Origin of the sequence: Burkholderia contaminans (assembly GCF_029633825.1) — a bacterium.
Classification (GTDB): Bacteria; Pseudomonadota; Gammaproteobacteria; order Burkholderiales; family Burkholderiaceae; genus Burkholderia; species Burkholderia contaminans.
In genome coordinates this window covers 352,567-373,839 of record NZ_CP090642.1, presented here as the reverse complement: position 1 = coordinate 373,839, position 21,273 = coordinate 352,567, and the positions used below count along the sequence as shown (strand labels likewise).

The 21,273-nt window shown below is 69.2% G+C and carries 3 protein-coding genes and 1 pseudogene; all 4 read left to right on the top strand.

Features of this window, described 5'->3' with window-relative positions:
• The first annotated feature begins 92 nt into the window (after positions 1-92).
• On the top strand, positions 93-4,520 hold the full coding sequence (locus LXE91_RS33785; protein WP_039362388.1) for a beta-ketoacyl synthase N-terminal-like domain-containing protein: 4,428 nt from the start codon (positions 93-95) through the stop codon (positions 4,518-4,520).
• Positions 4,517-7,840 carry a bifunctional LLM class flavin-dependent oxidoreductase/SDR family oxidoreductase gene (locus tag LXE91_RS33780; protein WP_039362385.1) on the top strand — a complete coding sequence of 1,108 codons (3,324 nt, stop codon included), beginning with the start codon at positions 4,517-4,519 and terminating at the stop codon, positions 7,838-7,840. The genes LXE91_RS33785 and LXE91_RS33780 overlap by 4 nt, the downstream gene beginning before the upstream one ends.
• Positions 7,837-14,898, top strand: a pseudogene (locus LXE91_RS33775) (SDR family NAD(P)-dependent oxidoreductase); the annotation flags it as partial. The gene LXE91_RS33780 and the pseudogene LXE91_RS33775, both read left to right, overlap by 4 nt.
• Before the next feature lie 478 nt (positions 14,899-15,376).
• Positions 15,377-21,268 carry an amino acid adenylation domain-containing protein gene (locus LXE91_RS33770; protein ID WP_341348850.1) on the top strand — a complete coding sequence of 1,964 codons (5,892 nt, stop codon included), beginning with the start codon at positions 15,377-15,379 and terminating at the stop codon, positions 21,266-21,268.
• The last annotated feature ends 5 nt before the right edge of the window (positions 21,269-21,273 follow it).

The following is a 21,273-nucleotide window of genomic DNA, read 5'->3' as shown; positions in this document are numbered from 1 at the left end:
CTAATTTCAATACCGTCCGATGAAGCACGCTTGGCGGATCGCCACAACCGGTCCTGAGATATTCAACGTTTAGAAGACAACGAAGGTTGAGCATGCTTCCCGATACAAAATTCAGGACTGTTACAGAAATTTTGTTGTTTCGCGGCAAGGTCGAACCGGAGAAGACCGCATTCATTTTTCTCGAGAACGGCGAAGCGGAGCTGACCCGCCTCACGTTCGGCGACCTGGACAAGCGGGCACGCGGCATCGCCGCCAGGCTGCAAGATATCGCGCAACCGGGCGATCGCGTCCTTCTGGTTTATCCGCCCGGGCTGGAATTCATCTGCGCATGGGTGGGATGCCTGTACGCCGGCCTGATCGGCGTACCCGCCTATCCACCGCGCAGGCATCGTCCCGCCGATCGTCTCAAGGCCATCGTCGCCGACGCCACGCCGGTCGTCGCGCTGACGGACGCCGCGACGCTCGACGGCATCGCGCATCAGGCGGACGGTTATTCCGACACGCTGGAACTGAAGATCCTGGCGACGGACCAGCGCTTCGACGCCCCGGCCGAACAATGGCGCGCACCGGACATCACGCCGCAGACGCTGGCGCTTCTGCAATACACGTCAGGCTCCACCGGTACGCCCAAAGGCGTGATGATCAGCCATGCGAACATCCTGAGCAACATGGCGGTCATCGCCGAGGCGAGCGATGCCGATGTGTCGGCGGTGTTCGTCAGCTGGCTCCCGGTGTTTCACGACATGGGTTTCTTCGGGAAGGTGCTGCTGCCGATCTATCTCGGCGTGCTGTCGGTGCTGATGGCGCCCGCGGCATTCGTGCAGAAACCCGTGCGATGGCTGCAGGCCATCACGAAGTATCGCGGCACGCATTGCGCCGCGCCGGATTTCGCGTATGACCTGTGTGCTCGCAAAATCTCCGATGAAGCGCGCGCGCAGCTGGACCTGAGCAGCTGGCGGGTTGCATTCAACGGCGCGGAACCGGTGCGCGCGGAGTCGGTGGCGCGTTTTTCGCGCGCCTTCGCCGCATGCGGCTTCCACGCGCACACCATGCGTCCCGTCTACGGGATGGCCGAGGCGACCTTGTTCATCTCCGGCCAGCCGGCACGCTCGCTGCCGCGCGTGGCGGACTACGACGCGGACGCGCTGGCACAAGGCGTGGCAACGAGAAGCGACTCCGGCAAGCGCCACGCGCTGGTCTCATGCGGCCGGACCTGGGCGGAGCACCGCGTGCGGATCGTGAATCCGGATACCGGTGAGCGCTGCGCGCCCGGCCGGATCGGCGAAATCTGGCTGACCGGGCCGAGCGTCGGCGTCGGCTACTGGAACCGTATCGACGAAACGGAGCGCACCTTCCGCGCGAAGCTGGACGGCGATGACGCGCGTTACCTGCGCACGGGCGATCTCGGCTTCGTCGACGGCGAGGATCTCTTCGTTACCGGCCGCTTGAAAGACCTCATCATCGTCGCCGGCCGCAATCACTACCCGCAGGATCTCGAGCAATCCGCGGAGGGCAGCCACCCCGCGCTGGCGCCGAACGCATCGGCGGCTTTCTCGATCCACGTCGATAACGTGGAGCGGGTCGTCGTCGCCTGTGAAGTGCGCCGGGAAGCGCTCAACACGCTGGACGCGGAAGCCGTGGCCGCCGAGATCCGGCACACGCTCGCCGAAGTGCACGACGTCGATCTGTATGCGGCGGTCCTGTTGAAACCCGCCACGATCCTGCGCACGTCCAGCGGAAAAATCCAGCGGAGCCGGATCAGGCAGGCATTCCTCGATGAACAGGGGCTCGCGATCGCGGGCGAATGGCGGCGTGCGTTCTCCGCGCCGCCAGCCCCCACGCAGACTGCCGAGCCACGCGACACGCAAGCGCTGGTGCAATGGTGCATCGAACGTGTCTCGCGCCTGTCGGGAATCGCTTCCGGCAAGATCGACCCCGACGCGCCGTTCAGCGTCCACGGGCTCGATTCGAAGGACGCCATCATGCTCTCGGGCGAGCTGCAGGACTGGCTCGGGCGGCCGGTTTCCCCGACCGTCGTCTACGATTTTCCGAGTATTTCCCTGCTGGCGCGCCATTTGAGCGGCACCGGGAATGCCATGCCGGAGCAGGCGCCGGGCTCGGCCGAAGCACGCGCGGATATCGCGATCGTCGGGATGGGATGCCGCTTCCCCGGCGCCGGCAATCCCGACGCATTCTGGCAGCTTCTGCTGGAGGGCCGGGACGCGGTCGGTGCGGCGACGCAGCGCGCCGCCGGCCTTCCGCCCGCCGGACTGCTGGACCAGGTCGATCAGTTCGATGCGGCGTTCTTCGGCATCAGCGCCCGCGAAGCCGAATCGATGGATCCGCAACAGCGTCTGCTGCTGGAGGTGGCCTGGGAGACGCTCGAGCATGCGGGCGTCGCACCCCGCAGCCTCGCCGGCGGACGCACCGCGGTCATCGTCGGCATCAGCAATTCCGACTACATCCGTCTGGCGCAGGACGAAGTCGCGGACGTCGGCCCTTATGTCGCGACGGGCAATGCGCTCAGCGTCGCCGCCAACCGCATTTCCTACGCGCTCGATTTGCGCGGCCCGAGCTGGGCGGTCGACACCGCGTGTTCGTCCTCGCTCGTCGCGGTTCATCAGGCGTGCCGCGCGCTGCAGCGCGGCGAGTCCGATGCGGCGCTGGCCGGCGGGGTCAACCTGATTCTGGCGCCGCAATTGAGCGCGTCCTTCACGCAAGCGGGCATGCTGTCGCCGGACGGCCGATGCAAGGCGTTCGACGCGGCAGCGAACGGCTATGTGCGCGGCGAAGGCGTGGGCATGGTGCTGCTCAAGCGGCTCGACGATGCGCTCGAGAACGGCGACACCGTGTTCGCCGTGATCCGCGGCTCGGCGGTGAATCAGGACGGACGCAGCAACGGCCTGACCGCGCCGAATGGCCCGGCCCAGCAGGCCGTGATTCACGGCGCGCTGCGCGACGCCGGCGTGCGCGCGCAGGACATCGGCTTCGTCGAGGCGCACGGGACGGGCACGCCGCTCGGCGACCCGATCGAGTTGAACTCGCTGGCGGCCGTGCTGAACGAATCCCGCCGCCCGGACGATCATTGCTGGATCGGGTCGGTCAAGACCAACATCGGCCATCTGGAATCGGCCGCGGGCATCGCCAGCCTGATCAAGACTGCCCTGGCGCTCCACCATCGCGCGATTCCGCCGAACCTCCATTTCCGGTCGATCAATCCGCAAATCGCGCTCGACGGCACGCCCTTCCGGATTCCTCGGCAGGTCACGCCCTGGCATTCGGAACACGGGCCGCGCCTGGCAGGGGTGAGCTCGTTCGGCTTCGGTGGCACCAACGCGCACCTGATCCTGTCAGAAGCGCCGCGGCCCGCAGCGGTCGAAGCCGAAACGGTTGCACCCGCGACGCGCGTCGTGACGCTCTCCGCGCGCACGCCGGAAGCGTTACAAGCGCTCGCTGCGTCCTATGCGGCCTATCTCGACGCCCATCCCGAGGCCCGTGTGCGAGACGTCGCGTTCACGGCCAATACCGGGCGCACCCACTTCACGCGGCGCGCGGCCATCGTCGCATCGAGCCTCGATTCGTTGCGTGCGCAACTTGATGCTGTTGGGTCCGGCGAGCCTGCCGAAACACCGCCCGCGGTGACGTTCCACTTTTGCGCCGACGACGGCGCCAGCGCCGACGCGGTTCGGCAATTGCGCGCGGCCAGCCCCGCTTTCGACGCGCTGATGCAGCGGCAATCCGACGCATCCGACGCGCCCGCGCTCGCCCCCGACGAAGCCGGTTTCACGACATTCCAGCGCGCGCTTGCGCAACTGTGGATGTCCTTCGGCATCACGCCGGATGCGGTCAGCAGCACCGGCGACGGGCATCGCGCCGCAGCCGCGTGCGCCGGCGTGCCGCAGGTGCCGGACGGCGGTGCGGCAGGACACCCCGGCATCGTGATCGACATCGGCGCGCACACGGCCGCGTGGGACGCGATCCTGCACACGCTCGCCGCGCTCTACGTACGCGGCGCGTCCATCGACTGGGATGCCGTGGAGCAAGGTGCACCGCGCCGCCGGCTCGCCCTGCCGACCTACCCGTTCGAGCGTCGCGGCTTCTGGTTCAGCCCACGTGCGCCTCGGCATCCGTTGCTCGGGCGCCTCATGGAGCAGCACGCGCATGCGCCGGCCACGTGGATCTGGCAATCGCGTCTCGATGCGCCGGCAACCACCTTTCTCGACGGTCATCGCGTCAAGGGGTCGCCCGTGCTGCCCTATGCCGCCTTCGTGGAAATGGCGCTGTCGGCAACGTCGGAAATCGGCGCTGCCGGCCATACGACATTGAAGGACCTCGCACTGCATGCGCCCCTGCCGCTGCATCCGCACGAATCGCGCACCGTGCAGACGGTGCTGAGCCGCCGGTCCTGGGGACCGTTTTCGTTTGCCGTCTATCACCGGATCGACGACACCCGCGCCACCGCGACATGGCAGATGTGCGCGAGTGCCGAAATTCACGAATCGGATCGGAGCCACGCATGAAATTCGGCCTGATGTTCTTCGCCAGCAGTGAAGAGGCGCTGTCCGGCAACAAGTACCAGCTCGTGATGGAAAGCGCGCGTTTCGCCGATGCGAACGGGTTCTCCAGCGTCTGGGTGCCGGAGCGCCATTTCACCGAATTCGGCTCGCTTTACCCGAATCCCGCCGTCCTGCACGCCGCGCTCGCCGCGGCCACCCAACGCGTGAAGCTGGTCGCGGGCAGCGTGGTCGCCGCGCTGCACAACCCGATCCGGATCGCGGAAGAATGGTCGATGGTGGACAACCTGTCGAACGGCCGCGTGGGCGTGTCGTTCGCCTCCGGATGGAATCCTGACGACTTCGTGTTCGCCCCGGACAAATATGCGACCCGGCAGGACGACATGCTGACCACGATGCGCGCCGTCCAGCATCTGTGGCGCGGCGGCACGCTGGACGCGACGAACGGCGTCGGCAAGCCGGTGCGGTTGCGCATCTATCCGACGCCGGTGCAGCCGGAGCTGCCCGTCTGGGTGACCGCCGCGAGCAATCCGCAGACGTTCGTACGTGCCGGCGAAGCCGGCGCCAACCTGCTGACCCACGTGCTCGACCAGGATCGGGACCAGCTCGCGCACAAGATCGCCCTCTACCGCGAAGCGCGTGCGAACCATGGCTTCGATCCGGCGGCCGGCACCGTGTCCGTGATGCTGCACACGTTCGTCGGCGACGATGCGGCGCAGGCGCGCGAACAGGCGCGTGTGCCGTTCTGCAACTACATCCGCAGCAATATCGGGCTATTGAACGGGCTGGCGCAGAGTCGCGGCCAGTCGGTCGACGTGCGCGCGATGGGCGCACGCGAACTCGACGAGTTCGTCGAGTTTCTCTATGAACGCTTCGCGCAATCGCGCGGGCTCATCGGCACGCCGGAAACCTGCGTCGAACTGGTGCGGGATCTCGAGTCGATCGGCGTGGATGAAGTGGCCTGCCTGCTCGATTTCGGTCCGCCGGTCGAGCGGATCCTCGGCAATCTTCCGCAGCTGCGCCGGCTCCGGGAAATGTGCGCCTCCAGGCGATCCGCCGCGCCGACGCGATTCGATGCCGCCGAGGTGCAGGCCCGCTGCACCGAAACGACGTCGGGCGCGGATTTCAACGGCGAAATCCGGCAGCACGGCGTGCAGATCGACGGCGTGTTCGACGCGATCCGGCAGATCTGGCGCACGACCGGCGAGGCGCTGGGGAAAATCAGCCTGCCGGCCGATGCGCTGGCGTCGTCACCGTACCAGGTCCACCCCGCCTTTCTCGACGCGTGCAGCCGCGTACTCGCCGCCGCCATCGATTCGGACGCGCTGGAGTCGGGCGACCTGTACCTGCCCAGCTCGATCGGCGCGGTACGGGTCCATCAGCCGCCGGCGTCGACCGAGGCATGGAGTCACGCCACGCTGCGCACGCCGATCGGACAGGGCGCGCTGGAGGGCGACATCCGCGTCCATGACCTGGCCGGCCGACTGCTGATCGAGATCGACGCACTGCGGTTGCAGCAGGTGCGCGCGGCGCGTGCCGTCGAGCGCCACGACTTCGCCGCGCTGCTTTATCAGCGCGTGTGGAGACCGTCGAACGTCGACGCGGCAACCGGCGGTTCGGCGCCCGGCGAGTGGCTGATTCTCGCGGACCGCGGCGGCGTGGGCGCCCAGCTGTCGACTCTGCTGGAAGCCCACGGCGATACATGCACGCTGCGCTTCGCCGACGCGACGCCGGAACTGCCCGCGGCCGACCGCCCGCTAAAGGGCGTCATCCACCTGTGGAGTCTTGATCTCGCGCCCGCCGACATCGCGGCGAGACGGCGTGCCAGCGCGAGCGTGCTGCACCTGGTCAGGGCGCTTGCGTCACGCGCGCCGTCGGCCCGGCAGGCTCGCCTGTGGCTGGTGACGTCGGGCGCGATGCATGTTCTGGATGGCGAATCGATCGCGGTGGCACAGGCGCCGCTGTGGGGATTGGGCCGCGCGATCGCGGTGGAGCATGCGGCGCTGTGGGGCGGGCTCGTCGACCTCGATCCCGCGCAGCCGTCGGCAGCGGACATCATGCAAGCGGTACAGGCTGGCGGCCGTGAGGACATGATCGCGTTTCGCCGCGACCAGCGCTACGTCGCGCGCATCGCCCGAGACAATCGCGAATACGTCAGCCACCGGCCGATCCGGTTCCACGGTGACGCGACCTATCTGGTGACCGGCGGGCTCGGCGGGCTCGGCCTGCGGCTCGCGTCCTGGCTTGCCGACAACGGCGCCGGAAAGATCGTGGTGCTCGGGCGCAGCGAGCCCTCCCCCGCGGCCGAGAAAATCCTGCGCACGCTCGACGCGCGGTTCGTTCGCGCCGACCTGTCGCGTCGCGAGGACGTCGCGGATGCGATCAGCGAAATCGCGCGTTCGATGCCGCCGCTCAAGGGAGTCTTTCACCTCGCCGGCGCACTCGACGATGCGCTGCTGACACGCCAGGACGACGACTTCTTCCATCGCGCCGGCAGCGGCAAGGCCGACGGCGCGTGGTATCTGCACGAGCTGACGGCCGACCTGCCGCTCGACCATTTCGTCTTGTTCTCGTCGATGGCCGCGCTGATCACCATGCCAGGCCAGGGCAACTACGCGGCCGCGAACAGTTTCCTCGACGCGCTCGCCCAGCATCGGCGCGCGCAGGGGAAACCGGGGCTCAGCGTCAATTGGGGGCCGTGGGCGGAGATCGGCCACGCCGCCACCGACTACGGACGGCGCGCGCACGAACAACTCGGCGCGCTCGGCGTCGGCACGCTGCCGCCCGAACTGGCCATCGCGACGCTGGAACGGCTGATGGCGTCCGGCGTCACCCAGTCCGGGGTCGCGCAAATCGACTGGCCGACCCTGTTCCGGGTCGATGCGCCGGCCGCCGGGTCCGCGCTGTTTTCCGAGCTGGCGCAACCGGCCGCGCAGCCGGCGCAGCAGGAGACGGCGTTGCTGCGCCAGCTGCATGCGCGCGCGCCGCGCGAACGGGTCGAACTCATCACCGACACGCTCGCGGCGATGCTGGCCGAAACCTTGCGCCTTTCCAGCCCCGATGCCATCGCGCCCGAGCAATCGCTGCTCGATCTCGGCCTGGATTCGCTGGTCGCGCTCGAACTGACGGATCGCCTCACCAAGGTGTTCGGAAGACCGTTTCGCGCGACGTTGTTCTTTTCCTATCCGAACCTGCAGACGCTCGCCCAGTACGTGCTCAACGAACTGTCGCCATCGCTCCCCGCGCCGGTCGTCGACGAAGCATCCGGCGACCTCGACGAGGACGACCTTTCCGAACTGATCGCCCAGGAGATCGGCGCCCAATGAACGCCAAGGCCACGCATGCACTGAAAGCCGCGCTCGACGAACTGCGCCTGCGGCGCGCGGAAATCGCGGCGCTGCGTTCGAACCGCAACGAACCGATCGCCGTCATCGGCATGGCTTGCCGCTTCCCCGGACGCAGCGATACGCCGGACGCGTTCTGGCAATTGCTCGACGGCGCGCGCGATGCCGTCACGGAAGTGCCGGGCGAGCGCTGGGACATCGATCGCTACTACGATCCCGATCCGTCCACGCCCGGCAAGATGGCGACCCGCCACGGCGCCTTTCTCGAACGCGTGGATCAGTTCGACGCGGCGTTCTTCGGGATCGCGCCGCGCGAAGCGACCTACCTCGATCCGCAACAACGGCTCCTGCTCGAAGTGGCGTGGGAGGCGCTCGAGAACGCCCATCTCGCGCCCGAGCGCTTCCGGCAGTCCGCCACCGGCGTGTACGTCGGCATCACCTGCTTCGACCACGCGATCCAGGTGTCCAATGCGTCGATGCCGTCGAGCAGCTACGCCGGCACGGGCAGCGCGCTGAACATGGCCGCGGGCCGGCTGTCGTTCGTGCTGGGCCTCACCGGCCCGAGCATGGCGATCGATACCGCCTGTTCGTCGTCGCTGGTGTGCCTGCACCTCGCCTGCGAAAGCCTGCGCTCGCGCGAAAGCAACATGGCGCTCGCGGGCGGCGTCAACCTGATGCTGTCGCCCGAGGTGATGGTCAGCTTCTCGCAGGCGCGCATGCTGTCGCCGGACGGACGCTGCAAGACCTTCGACGCGGCGGCGGACGGCTATGTGCGCGGCGAAGGGTGCGGCATAGTGGTGCTCAAGCGCCTCGCCGACGCGCTCGTCGACGGCGACCGGGTGCTCGGCATCGTGCGCGGCACGGCGGTCGACCAGGGCGGCGCGGGCGGCGGGCTGACCGTGCCGAGCCGCGATTCGCAGGAACGGGTGATCCGTCGCGCGCTGCACCAGGCCGGCCTCGCGCCCGGCGACGTCTCCTACGTCGAGGCCCACGGCACCGGCACGTCCCTCGGCGACCCGATCGAGGTCGAAGCGCTGGCCGGCGTCTACGGCCCCGGGCGCGCGGCGAACGAGCCGCTCGTGATCGGTTCGGTCAAGACCAATATCGGGCATCTGGAGTCGGCCTCCGGCATCGCCGGCCTGATCAAGGTGCTGCTGTCGTTCGAGCACGACCGGATTCCGGCGCACCTGCATTTCACGCAACCCAATCCGCATACGCCGTGGCAGGACATCCCGATCCGCGTCGCGGCCGATCCGGTCGCGTGGCAGCGCGGGGAACGCAGGCGCATCGCCGGGGTGAGCGCGTTCGGATTCAGCGGCACCAATGCCCACGCGATCGTCGAGGAACCGCCCGTCGCGCCGGCACGCGCCGCGCAGCGCGCGCTGCTGTTGCTGTCGGCAAGGTCCGAAGCGGCGCTGGCGGCGCTCGTGCAACGCTACGAGCGCGCGATCGCCGGCGCGACGCCGCAGGAGCTGGCCGCGATCTGCCGCGCCGCCGCCACCGGGCGGAGTCACTATCCGTTTCGCGCGGCCTATGTATCGGGCGTGCCGGCATCGTCGGCGGCCGCGCCGCGCACGGGCAAGGCGTTGCGCATGGGCTTCCGGTTCGGCGTGCCGGACAGCGGCGTCGCGCACGCGCTCCACGCGTCGGAACCGCTGTTCCGCGACGCGTTCGCGCGTTGCTCGGTGCCGCTGGACGCACTCGAGACCGACGCGGGCCGGTTCGCGATCCAGTTCGCGTGGGCGGAACTGTGGAAGGGATGGGGCATCCGCCCGGCCGTCGTGTCGGGCCATGGCATCGGCGAATATGTCGCGGCCTGCGTGGCGGGCGTCGTGAGCGTGGCCGACGCGCTGCGCCTCGTGGCCGCCCGTTCGAATGCCGAAGCGTTGCGCGCCGTGCTTCGGGACATGCCGCTCGCACGGCCGTCGGTCCGCCTGATTTCCGGCTGTCTCGGCGCCGACGTGACCGACGAGGTGACGCACCCGCAGTACTGGTTGCAACTGGCCGGCGCGTCGGATCAGGCCGACGCATCGCACCCGCCGGAGGGGCTCGCCGACGGCTGGCTGCCGCCGCCCTGCGCGGGCGATGCCCTGGAGCGCGCACTCGCGGCGCTGTACGTGCAGGGCGCGCAGTTCGACTGGCGTGCGCTGTTTCCGGCGCCCGCCCAGCCCGCCACGACCCTGCCGAACTACCCGTTCGAGCGTCAGCGCTTCAGCCTGGAGAAGATCCCGTCGCCGATCGTCGGCATGGATGCCGGCAGCATCGACGCAGCGTTGCGGCACCTCAAGTCGTCCGGCAAGTACCCGGAGGACATGCTGAACGCGTTTCCGGACCTGCTCAGGACTGCATTCGCCCCCGCCGAAACCGTCGCGCCGCACGCACACCCGCTCTATCACGTGGTGTGGGAGCAGCAAGCGGCGTTGCCGACGGCACAGGTCGCCGCCGATGCGTCCCCGTGGCTGATCTTCGCGGACGCAAGCGGTGTCGGCGAGCGGCTTGCGGTGCTGCTGCGCGCGCGCGGCGCATCCTGCTCGCTGGTGCGCCCCGGCCCCGACTATGTCGCCGGCGCGGAAGCGGGCTGGCAGGTCGCGCCCGAGCGGCCGGACGATTTCGTCCGCCTGCTGAACGAGACCGCCGCCCCCGGCCAACGCATCGTCTTTCTATGGGCGCTGGACGAAGCCGTCGGCGAAACGCGCATGTCCACGGCCCTGCTGCATCTCGTGCACGCGCTGGTCGGCAGCGAGCGCGAGTGGACACCGTCGACCCGGCCCAGGATCTCGGTGGTCACGCGCGACGCGGTGGAAGCCGGCGAAGCGCCGCACGTATCCGGGCTCGCCCAGGCTGCGCTGTCGGGCCTCGCACGCGGGGCGATGATCGAGCATCCGGAATGGTTCGGCATCGCGATCGATCTCGATCCGGCCGCGCCGGAGGACGAGACGCACGCGCTGCTTCAGGAGATGCTCGGCGAGAGCCGCGAGGAGCAGGTGGCGTTGCGGCACGGCGCGCGCCATGTCGCGCGCCTGAGCCCGCTCGCGCAAGCCGAAACGGCCGCGCTGCCGGTCGACCCGGACGCGGCCTACCTGATCACCGGCGGGTTCGGCGCGCTCGGGCTGCACACCGCCCGATGGCTGGCGGCGCGCGGTGCGGGCACGCTGATCCTGGTCGGCCGGCAAGGGGCCGCGAGCGACGAGAGCCAGCGGGCGATCGCCGAGCTGCGTGAGCGGAACGTGACGCTGCGCTGCGAGCGCCTCGATATCGCCGATCCCGCAGCGGTCGCCGCTTTCTTCGCCGCGCTGCGGCGCGACGGCGTGCCGCTGAAAGGCATCGTGCACGCGGCCGGCATCGTCGGCTACAAGCCGATCATGCAGGTCGAGCGCGACGAACTGGACGCGGTCCTGCAACCGAAAGTTGCGGGCGCGTGGCTGCTCCATCAGCAGAGCGAGCACTTCCCGCTCGATTTCTTCCTCCTGTTTTCGTCGATCGCGTCCGCGTGGGGCTCGCGCGAGCAGGCGCACTACAGTGCCGCGAACCGTTTCCTCGACGCGCTCGCGCATCATCGCCGCGGCCAGGGCCTGCCGGCGCTGAGCGTGAACTGGGGGCCCTGGGCGGAAGGCGGCATGACGTTCCCCGAGGCGGAAGCGCTGCTGCGGCGTGTCGGCATCCGGTCGCTGGCGGCAGATCGCGCGCTCGACGTGCTGAATCGCCTCCCCGCCGTGCCCCAGGTCGCGGTCGTCGATATCGACCTGGCGCTGTTCCAGGGCTCCTACGAGGCGCGCGGACCCAAGCCGTTCCTCGACCGCGTGCGGGTGGCCAAAAGCGCGCCGAGCGCGCCGGCGATGCCGGCGTTGAGCGACGCATCGCCGCGCGAGCGGAAGCGCCTGCTGGCGGACAGCATCGATCGCGCGGTGGCCCAGGTGCTCGGCTACGACGCGGGGACGCTGGATCGCGATCTCGGCTTCTTCGAGATGGGCATGGATTCGCTGATGGCGCTGGACGTGCGCACGCACCTCGAAAATGCGCTGGGCATACCGCTGTCGGTCGCGCTGTTGTTCGATCATCCGACGGTCAACGCCCTCGCGGATTTCCTGGCGGAGCAGGCGTCCGGCACGGCGCCGGACGCGCACGTGGCGCCGGCTCAGGCGCAGTCCGTGCCGCCGCCGCAGCAGCCGCGACCGGTCGCGCCGGCCATCGATGCCCGCGAGGCCGGCACGCCGGAGCCGATCGCGATCGTCGGCATGAGCTGCCGCTTTCCGGGCGCCGCGCACGATCTCGACGCCTATTGGCAGCTGCTGAACGACGGGGTGGATGCGATTTCCGAAGTGCCGCGCGAGCGCTGGGATGTCGACGCGTACTACGATCCCGATCCGGAAGCGCCGGGGCGTATGTACAGCCGCTTCGGCGGTTTTCTCGACGACGTCGATCAGTTCGATCCGGCGTTCTTCCGCATCACGCCGCGCGAAGCTGCCGCGATGGACCCGCAGCAGCGCCTGTTGCTCGAGGTCAGTCACGAAGCGCTGGAGCATGCCGGCATTCCGGTCGACAGTCTCAAGGGCAGCCGCACCGGCGTCTTCGTCGGCATCACCACCAACGATTACGCGAACCTGCAGCTTCGCAACGGCGGCGGCAGCGGCATCGACGGCTATTTCTTCACCGGCAACCCGCTGAACACGGCGGCCGGCCGCATCTCCTACGGACTCGGCGTGCAGGGGCCGAGCATGGCGATCGACACCGCCTGCTCGTCGTCGCTCACCGCGATCCATACCGCCAGCCAGAACCTGCGCAGCGGCGAGTGCGATGTCGCCATCGCGGGCGGCGTCAACCTGATCCTGTCGCCGGACAACTCCATCGCCGTCTCGCGCACGCGGGCGCTGGCGCCGGACGGCCGCTGCAAGACCTTCGACGCGGCGGCGGACGGCTTCGTGCGCAGCGAAGGCTGCGGCGCGCTGGTGCTCAAGCGCCTGTCCGATGCGCTCGCCGCGGGCGATCGCGTGCTGGCCGTGCTGCGGGGTTCGGCGGTCAACCACGACGGCGCGTCGAGCGGCTTTACCGCGCCGAACGGGCGGGCGCAGGAAGCCGTGATCCGCCAGGCGCTGGGCGGGTTGCCCGCCGCGTCCATCGATTACGTGGAAGCGCACGGCACCGGCACCCCGCTGGGCGATCCCGTCGAGTTGCAGGCGCTGGCGACGGTGTTCGGCGCAGGCCGCGATGCGAGCCGGCGGCTGCGCGTCGGCTCGGTGAAAACCAACATCGGCCACACGGAGTCCGCCGCCGGCATCGCGGGCGTCATCAAGGTCGTGCTGTCGCTGAACCACGACCGCCTGCCCGCCCACCTGCATTTCCGCCAGCCGAGCCCGCTGGTGCAGTGGGACGCGCTGCCCCTCGAGATCTGCGCCGAGGCGAGCGCGTGGCCGCGTGGCGAACGGCCACGGCGAGCCGGCGTCAGCGCGTTCGGCGCGAGCGGCACCAATGCCCACCTGGTGCTGGAAGAAGCGCCCGCGCCGGCGCTGCAGGCGACGCCGTCGAGACACAAGGTGCATCCGCTGGTGCTGTCGGCCAAGACCCCCGCGGCGTTGCGCGAGCTGGCCGGGCGCTATCAGCGGCGGCTCGAAGCCGAACCCGGTCTCGACATCGCGGCCGTGGCCTTTTCGGCGGCGACCGGCCGCTCGCATTTCGCGCATCGGCTGGCATGGCCGGTGACGTCGCTCGACGACGCCATCGACAAGCTGCGCGCGTTCCACGCGAAGGAACCGGCCGGCGCGGCGCAGCCCGCCCCCCGCGTGAAGATGGCCTTCCTGTTCACCGGCCAGGGCTCGCAATACGCCGGCATGGGCCGCCGTCTGTACGACGCGTATCCGGTGTTCCGCGACGCCATCGACCGCTGCCGCGCGGTGGCCGATCCGCTGCTCGACAAGCCGTTGCTCGAGGTGCTGTCGGCCCAGGGCGAGGACATCCACCAGACCGGCTACAGCCAGCCGGCCCTGTTCTCGCTGCAGTACGCGCTCACCACGTTGCTGGCGTCGTTCGGCGTGGTGCCCGACGCCGTGATGGGCCACAGCGTCGGTGAGTACGCGGCCGCTTGCGCGGCCGGCGTCTTCTCGCCGGAAGACGGCCTGCGGCTGATCGCCGAACGCGGCCGGCTGATGCAGGCGTTGCCCCGCGACGGCGAGATGGCGGCGATTTTCGCCGACCTCGCCACGGTCGAGCGCGCGATCGACGCGTGGCCGCACGAAGTCGCGGTGGCGGCCGTCAACGGCCCGGCGAGCATCGTGATCTCCGGCAAGCGCGAGCGCATCGCAATGCTGGTCGATACGTTCGCCGCGCGGGACATCCGGTCCGTGCCGCTCAATACGTCACACGCGTTTCACTCGCCGCTGCTCGAGCCGATGCTGGACAGCTTCCAGCTCGCGGCGAAAACCGTGCCCGTCGCACGCCCGGCGATCCCGTTCTATTCGAATCTCACGGGCGCCGTGATGGACGAGGCGCCCACCGACACGTACTGGCGCCGCCACTGCCGGGAGCCGGTGCAGTTCGCGAGCAGTGTCGAGCGCCTCGCCGAAGCCGGTTTCAACGTGCTCGTCGAAATCGGCCCGAAGCCGGTGCTCGTCAACCTGGCCCGCGCGTGCTGTGCGCCGGACGCCGGGATCCAGTTCCTTGCCCTGCAGCGGCCGCAAGTCGAGCAGCAAGCGCTGATCGAAACGCTGTCGAGCCTGTATGCCCGCGGCGTCGACGTCGACTGGGCCCCGACCGAAACACCCGCGCCCGCGCGCATCGCATTGCCGTCCTATCCCTTCCAACGCAGCCGTACCTGGTTCCAGAAAGCGGACACGTCCATGACTCAGACAAGCGCATCACCCATCGCCGCAGCACCGACGCACAATCGCAGCGGCGAGATTCTCGAATGGCTTCGCGGCAAGATCGGCGAATTGATCCAGGCCGATCCCGCCACCATCAACATCGAACTGCCCTTCCTCGAGATGGGCGCCGACTCGATCGTACTGATCGAGGCCATCCGGCACATCGAGGCGGAGTACGGCGTGAAGCTGGCCATGCGCCGCTTCTTCGAAGACCTGGCGACGGTGCAGGCGCTCGCCGAATATGTCGCGGACAACCTGCCGGCAGCCGCCGCGCCGTCCGGGGCCGAGGCCGTAGCCGTGGCCGTGGCCGTGTCGGAACCGTCCACGCCGGCGGTCGCGGTCGCGCCGTCCGCGGCGGGGCTTGCGCCGCTCGCCGCCGCCCCGGCGGAATGGGTGGCGGCCGAAGGCGACTCGACGGTCGAGCGCGTGTTGCGGGAGCAGAATCAGCTGCTGTCGCACGTGATGAGCCAGCAGATGGAACTGCTGCGCACGTCGCTGACCGGCCAGCCCGGCGTCCGGCCGGCAACGGCCGCCGTGCAAGCCGTCGCGAGCACGGCGAGCGTCGCACCCAGGCGGCGAGCGCGGCCCCGGCCGCCGCACCCGCGGCGAAGCCCGCGCCTGCGGCTGCCGCGGCGCCCGCGGCCGACAATCCGCCGCCCAGCCGATGATGCCGTGGGGCAGCCCGGTCCAGCAGCGGGCGCGCGGGCTGTCCGCCGCGCAGCAGGAGCATCTCGAGGCGCTGATCGTGCGCTACACGACGCGCACCCGGAAATCGAAGGACTCGGTGCAGGCGTCGCGCCCGGTGCTGGCCGACAGCCGCGCCACGGTCGGCTTCCGCTTTTCGACCAAGGAGATGCTGTATCCGATCGTCGGCGATCGCGCGGCCGGTTCGCGGCTGTGGGACATCGACGGCAACGAGTACATCGATTTCACGATGGGCTTCGGCGTGCATCTGTTCGGCCACACGCCGGATTTCATCCAGCAGCAGGTCACCCGGGAATGGCAGCGCCCGCTCGAACTGGGCGCGCGCTCCAGCCTCGTCGGCGAAGTCGCCGCGCGCTTTGCCCGCGTAACCGGCCTCGATCGCGTGGCGTTCTCGAACACCGGCACCGAGGCCGTCATGACCGCGATGCGGCTCGCGCGCGCCGTGACCGAGCGCGACAAGATCGTGATGTTCACGCATTCGTATCACGGCCATGCCGACGGCACGCTCGCCGCGGCGAACGCGGAAGGCGTGACGGAAACCATCGCCCCGGGCGTACCGTTCGGCTCGGTCGAGAACATGATCCTGCTCGATTACGGCAGCGACGCCGCGCTCGAGGCCATTCGAGGAATGGCGCCGACCCTCGCCGCCGTGATGGTGGAGCCGGTGCAGAGCCGCAACCCTTCCCTGCAGCCCGTCGCATTCCTCAAGGAACTGCGTCGCATCACCGAGGAGGCCGGCGTCGCGCTGATCTTCGACGAAATGATCACCGGTTTCCGCGTCCATCCGGGCGGCTCGCAAGCCATGTTCGGCATCAGGGCCGATCTCGCGACGTACGGCAAGATCATCGGCGGCGGCCTGCCGCTGGGCGTCATCGCCGGCACCAGCCGCTTCATGGACGCCATCGACGGCGGCATGTGGACCTACGGCGACCACTCGTTCCCCGCGGCGGACCGCACCGCGTTCGGCGGCACGTTCTGCCAGTATCCGCTCGCGATGGCGGCCGCGCTGGCCGTGCTCGAGAAGATCGAGCAGGAAGGGCCGGCGCTGCAGGCCGCGCTCAACGAACGCACCGCGCAGATCGCCGGCACGTTGAATGCGTTCTTCGCGGAGGCCGAGGCGCCGATCAAGGTCACGTGGTTCGGCTCGATGTTCCGCTTCGAATTCACCGAGAACCTCGACCTGTTCTTCTATCACATGCTCGAAAAGGGCATCTACATCTGGGAATGGCGCACCTGCTTCCTGTCCACCGCGCATACGGATGCCGATATCGACCGCTTCATCCGGGCGGTGAAGGACAGCGTCGCCGACCTGCGCCGGGGCGGCTTCATCCGGCCGCACTCGAAACACGGCACGGTGGCCGCGCTGAGCGAAGCGCAACGCCAGCTGTGGGTGTTGTCGGAAATCGATCCCGAAGGATCGCTCGCCTACAACGTCAACACCACGCTCGAACTGAACGGCCGGCTCGACGAAGCCGCGATGCGCGCCGCCGTCCAGAGCCTCGTCGATCGGCACGAGGCGCTGCGCACCACGATGATGGCGGACGGGTCGGGCCAGATCGTGCATCCGTCGCTGACACTCGAGATTCCGCTGATCGACACGGACCCGAACGCGTGGCGGGAGCAGGAAAGCCGCCAGCCGTTCGACCTGGTGAACGGCCCGCTCTTTCGGGCCGCGCTCGTGCGCCTGGGCAGCGAGCGTCACCTGCTGGTGATGACGGCCCATCACATCATCTGTGACGGCTCGACGTTCGGCGTGCTGCTCGAGGATCTGGCCCGCGCGTATGCCGGTGCGGCGCCGGCCGACGCGCCGCTGCAGTTTCGCGCGTACCTGAAGCAGCTCGACGGCCAGCGCCACAGCCCGGAAACGAAGGCGAATCGCGAGTACTGGCTGGCGCAATGCGCGCGTCAGGCCGCACCGCTGAATCTTCCGCTGGACTACCCGCGGCCCGCGGTGAAGACGTTTCACGGCGAGCGCGTGTCCCTGCATCTGGACGCGGCGGCGGCCGCGACGCTGCGTACCGCGGCCCGTCAGAACGGCTGCACGCTCTACATGGTGCTGCTCGCCGGCTTCAATCTGTTCCTGCACCGCGTCGCCGGCCAGCAGGAGATCGTCACCGGCATCCCGGTGACCGGCCGCTCCGTGGCCGGCAGCGACCGCCTCGCCGGCTACTGCACGCATCTGCTGCCGCTGCACTCCACGCTGCCGGAGCAGGCCACCGTGGCCAGTTTCCTGGCCGGCACCCGGCAGAACCTGCTCGACGCGCTCGAGCACCAGGATTATCCGTTCGCCGAACTGGTCCGCGAAATCGGCGCACAGCGCGATCTCAACGCCGCGCCGCTGGTATCGGCGGTCTTCAACCTCGAACCGGTGTCGGCGCTGCCCGAACTGCGCGGCCTGACGGTCGGCCTCGTGGCGCCGCTGATCCGCCATACCGCGTTCGACCTGAACGTCAACGTGCTCGACGCGGGGCAGGCACTCCTGATCGATTGCGACTACAACACCGATCTGTTCGACGCGAGCACGGTACAGCGTTTCCTCGACATCTACCGGACCCTGCTGACGCATCTCGCGGAAGATGCGTCAGCTGCCGTTGCCCGTCTGCCGTTGTCGAGCGATGCGGAGCGGAAACTGCTGACCGTCGAGTGGAACCGCACCGACACGGATTTCGGCGACGCCGCCGCACAACCGCTGCACCGCCTGTTCGAGCAGCAGGTCGAGCGCACGCCCGATGCCGTCGCTGTCGTCTTCGATGACACCGCGCTCACCTACGCCGAACTCAACCTGCGCGCCAACCGCCTCGCCCACCACCTCATCGCGCTCGGCGTCGGCCCCGATGCACTCGTCGGCGTCGCGATGGAGCGCTCCCTCGACATGAGCGTCGCGTTGCTCGCGATCCTCAAGGCCGGCGGCGCTTATGTTCCGGTCGATCCCGACTACCCCGCGGAGCGCGTGCGCTTCATGATCGACCACGCGCAGTTGCGCTGGCTCCTCACCCAGCAGCATCTGCGCGACGCGCTGCCCGACACCGACGCGCACGTGATCGTCGTCGATCGCGACGCGCTCGACCTCGATGCCGCGGCGACGTCCAACCCCGCCCCCGCGCTGAACGGCGACAACCTCGCCTACATGATCTACACGTCCGGCTCGACCGGCCGCCCCAAGGGCGCGCTCAACACCCATCGCGCGATCACCAACCGCATCCTCTGGATGCAGCACGCCTACGCGCTCGGCGCCGACGATGCCGTGCTGCAGAAGACCCCGTTCAGCTTCGACGTCTCGGTCTGGGAACTCTTCTGGCCGCTCGTCACCGGCGCGCGCCTCGTGTTCGCCCGCCCCGGCGGCCAGCGCGAGACCGACTACCTGGTCGAGCTCATCGAGCGCGAACGCATCACCACGATCCATTTCGTGCCGTCGATGCTGCGCGCCTTCCTCGATCATCCGGACCTCGACGCGCACTGCGCGTCGCTGCGCCGCGTCGTGTGCAGCGGCGAAGCCTTGCCCCACGACCTGCAGCAGCGCTGCCTCGAGCGCCTGGACGTCGAGCTCTACAACCTCTACGGCCCCACCGAGGCCGCCGTCGACGTGACCGCGTGGGAATGCCGGCGCGACGATCCGCACCGCATCGTGCCGATCGGCCGGCCCATCGCCAACACCCGCCTCTACATCGTCGACGCGCAGATGCAGCCCACGCCGATCGGCGTGGCCGGCGAATTGCTGATCGGCGGCACGCCGGTCGGGCGCGGCTACCACGGCGAACCCGAACTGAGCGCCGAGAAGTTCATCGCCGATCCGTTCTCGGCCGACCCGCTCGCGCGCCTCTACCGCACCGGCGACCTCGCACGCTACCGGCACGACGGCAACATCGAGTTCCTCGGCCGCATCGATCACCAGATCAAGCTCCGTGGCCTGCGCATCGAACCCGGTGAAATCGAGGCGGCGCTGACGTCGCACCCGCTGGTCGATGCCGCCGTCGTCGCGCTGCGCGGCGTGGACGACGGCGCGAGACTGGTCGGATGGCTGTGCTCGTCGCACCCCGAAGCCGAACTGGTCGAAGCGGTGCGCGGCCACCTGCGGCAGCGGCTGCCGGATTACATGGTGCCCTCCGCGTTCGTCGTCGTGAGCGCGTTCGAGCATCTGCCCAACGGCAAGCTCGATCGCGCGAGGCTGCCCGAACCCGGCGACGGCCTGGACCACGTTGCGCCCGTCAACGCGCTCGAAGCGCAGTTGGCGGCCATCTGGCAGGAAGTGCTCGGCCAGGCGCGGATCAGCACGACCGCCAATTTCTTCGAGCTGGGCGGCAATTCGCTGCTGGCGACGAAGGTCGTCGCGCGCATCCGGCGCGACCTGCATGCGAAGCTGGAAATCCGCAGCCTGTTCGCACTCCCCACCATCTCGAGCCTGGCGAAGCGCATCGCCGATACGCAGCCGATCGATTACGCGCCGGTGACGCCGCTGCCGGCGCAGGCAAGCTACGCGCTCTCTCCCGCACAGACGCGGCTGTGGGTCCAGGATCGTCTCCATGCGGCGCAAGCCGAGGGGCCGCTGCCCACGTCGCTGCTGTTCGAGGGCGTGCTGGACGTGGATGCGCTCGTGCGGGCGTTCCGCGCGTTGAGCGAGCGTCACGAGATCCTGCGCACGCGTTTCGTGCTGGAAGGCAACCAGCCGGTCCAGCACGTGCTGCCGCCCGGCGAAGCCGCGTTCCCGGTCGAGATCGTGGATCTGCAGGATGCCGAGGACCGCGATGCCCAGGCGGCGTCGATCCAGGCGAGCGAACGGCTCGTGCCGATGGATCTCGCGACCGGCCCGCTGTTCCGCGTCAAGCTGCTGAGGCTCTCCGAAGTCCGTCACGTCTGCATCTGCACGATGCATCACGTCGTGAGCGACGGCTGGTCCACGGAGGTACTGCTCGACGACCTGTCCGCGCTCTACGACGCATTCGTCCAGCGTCGCGACGATCCGCTGCCCGCCCTCCCGATCCAGTACAAGGATTACGCCGGCTGGCTGAACCGCCTGCTCGCCGGGCCGGAAGGCGCGCGCATGAAGGACTACTGGATGACCAAACTGGGCGGCGGCCTGCGCGCACTGGAACTGCCGGGCGACGTCGAACAGCCGGCCGCGCCGAGCTGGAAATCCTGGCGATTCGACCTGCCCGCCGCCGAGACTGCGGCGCTGGAATCGCTCGGCAAGCGCCACGGCGCGACCTTGTTCATCGCGCTGCTGTCCGCCATCAAGGCGCTGTTCTACCGCCGCTCCGGCCAGGAGGACATCGTCGTCGGCACGCCGGTCGCGGGCCGCGAACTGCCCGAACTCGAGTCGCAGGTCGGCCCCTACCTGAACGTGCTGGCACTGCGCGATCGTGTCGCGGGCGACGACCGGTTCGACACGCTGCTCACCCGGGTACGGGACACCACGCTCGAAGCGTTCTCGCACCCGCTGTATCCGCTGGATCGCCTGCTCGACGAGCTGCACATCAAACGCGTGGCGGGGCGCAATCCGCTCTTCGACATCGGCCTGACGCTGCAGAACCAGCGACACGGCCCCGTCGATCGCTACGCGGGGCAGGTGCATATCGCCGAGCTGCCGGACCACGACCCGCAGCGCGCGGACACGGAAGCCGCGACCGACTTCTGGTTCCTGGCCGAGCCGCACGCCGAGGGCCTCGCGATCCGCGTCGTCTATCACGCGGGGCGGTTCAGCGAAGCCCTGGTGCAAGGCCTCGCGAACGAGCTGACGTCCGTCATCGGCGAGGTGCTCGCCAATCCGGGCGTTCGCGTCCGGAACCTGACCCTGGGACAACGCGCGCTGCGCGCCGAAGCCCGCCAGCCCACCGTCGAACTCAGCGCATTCTAAGGAGC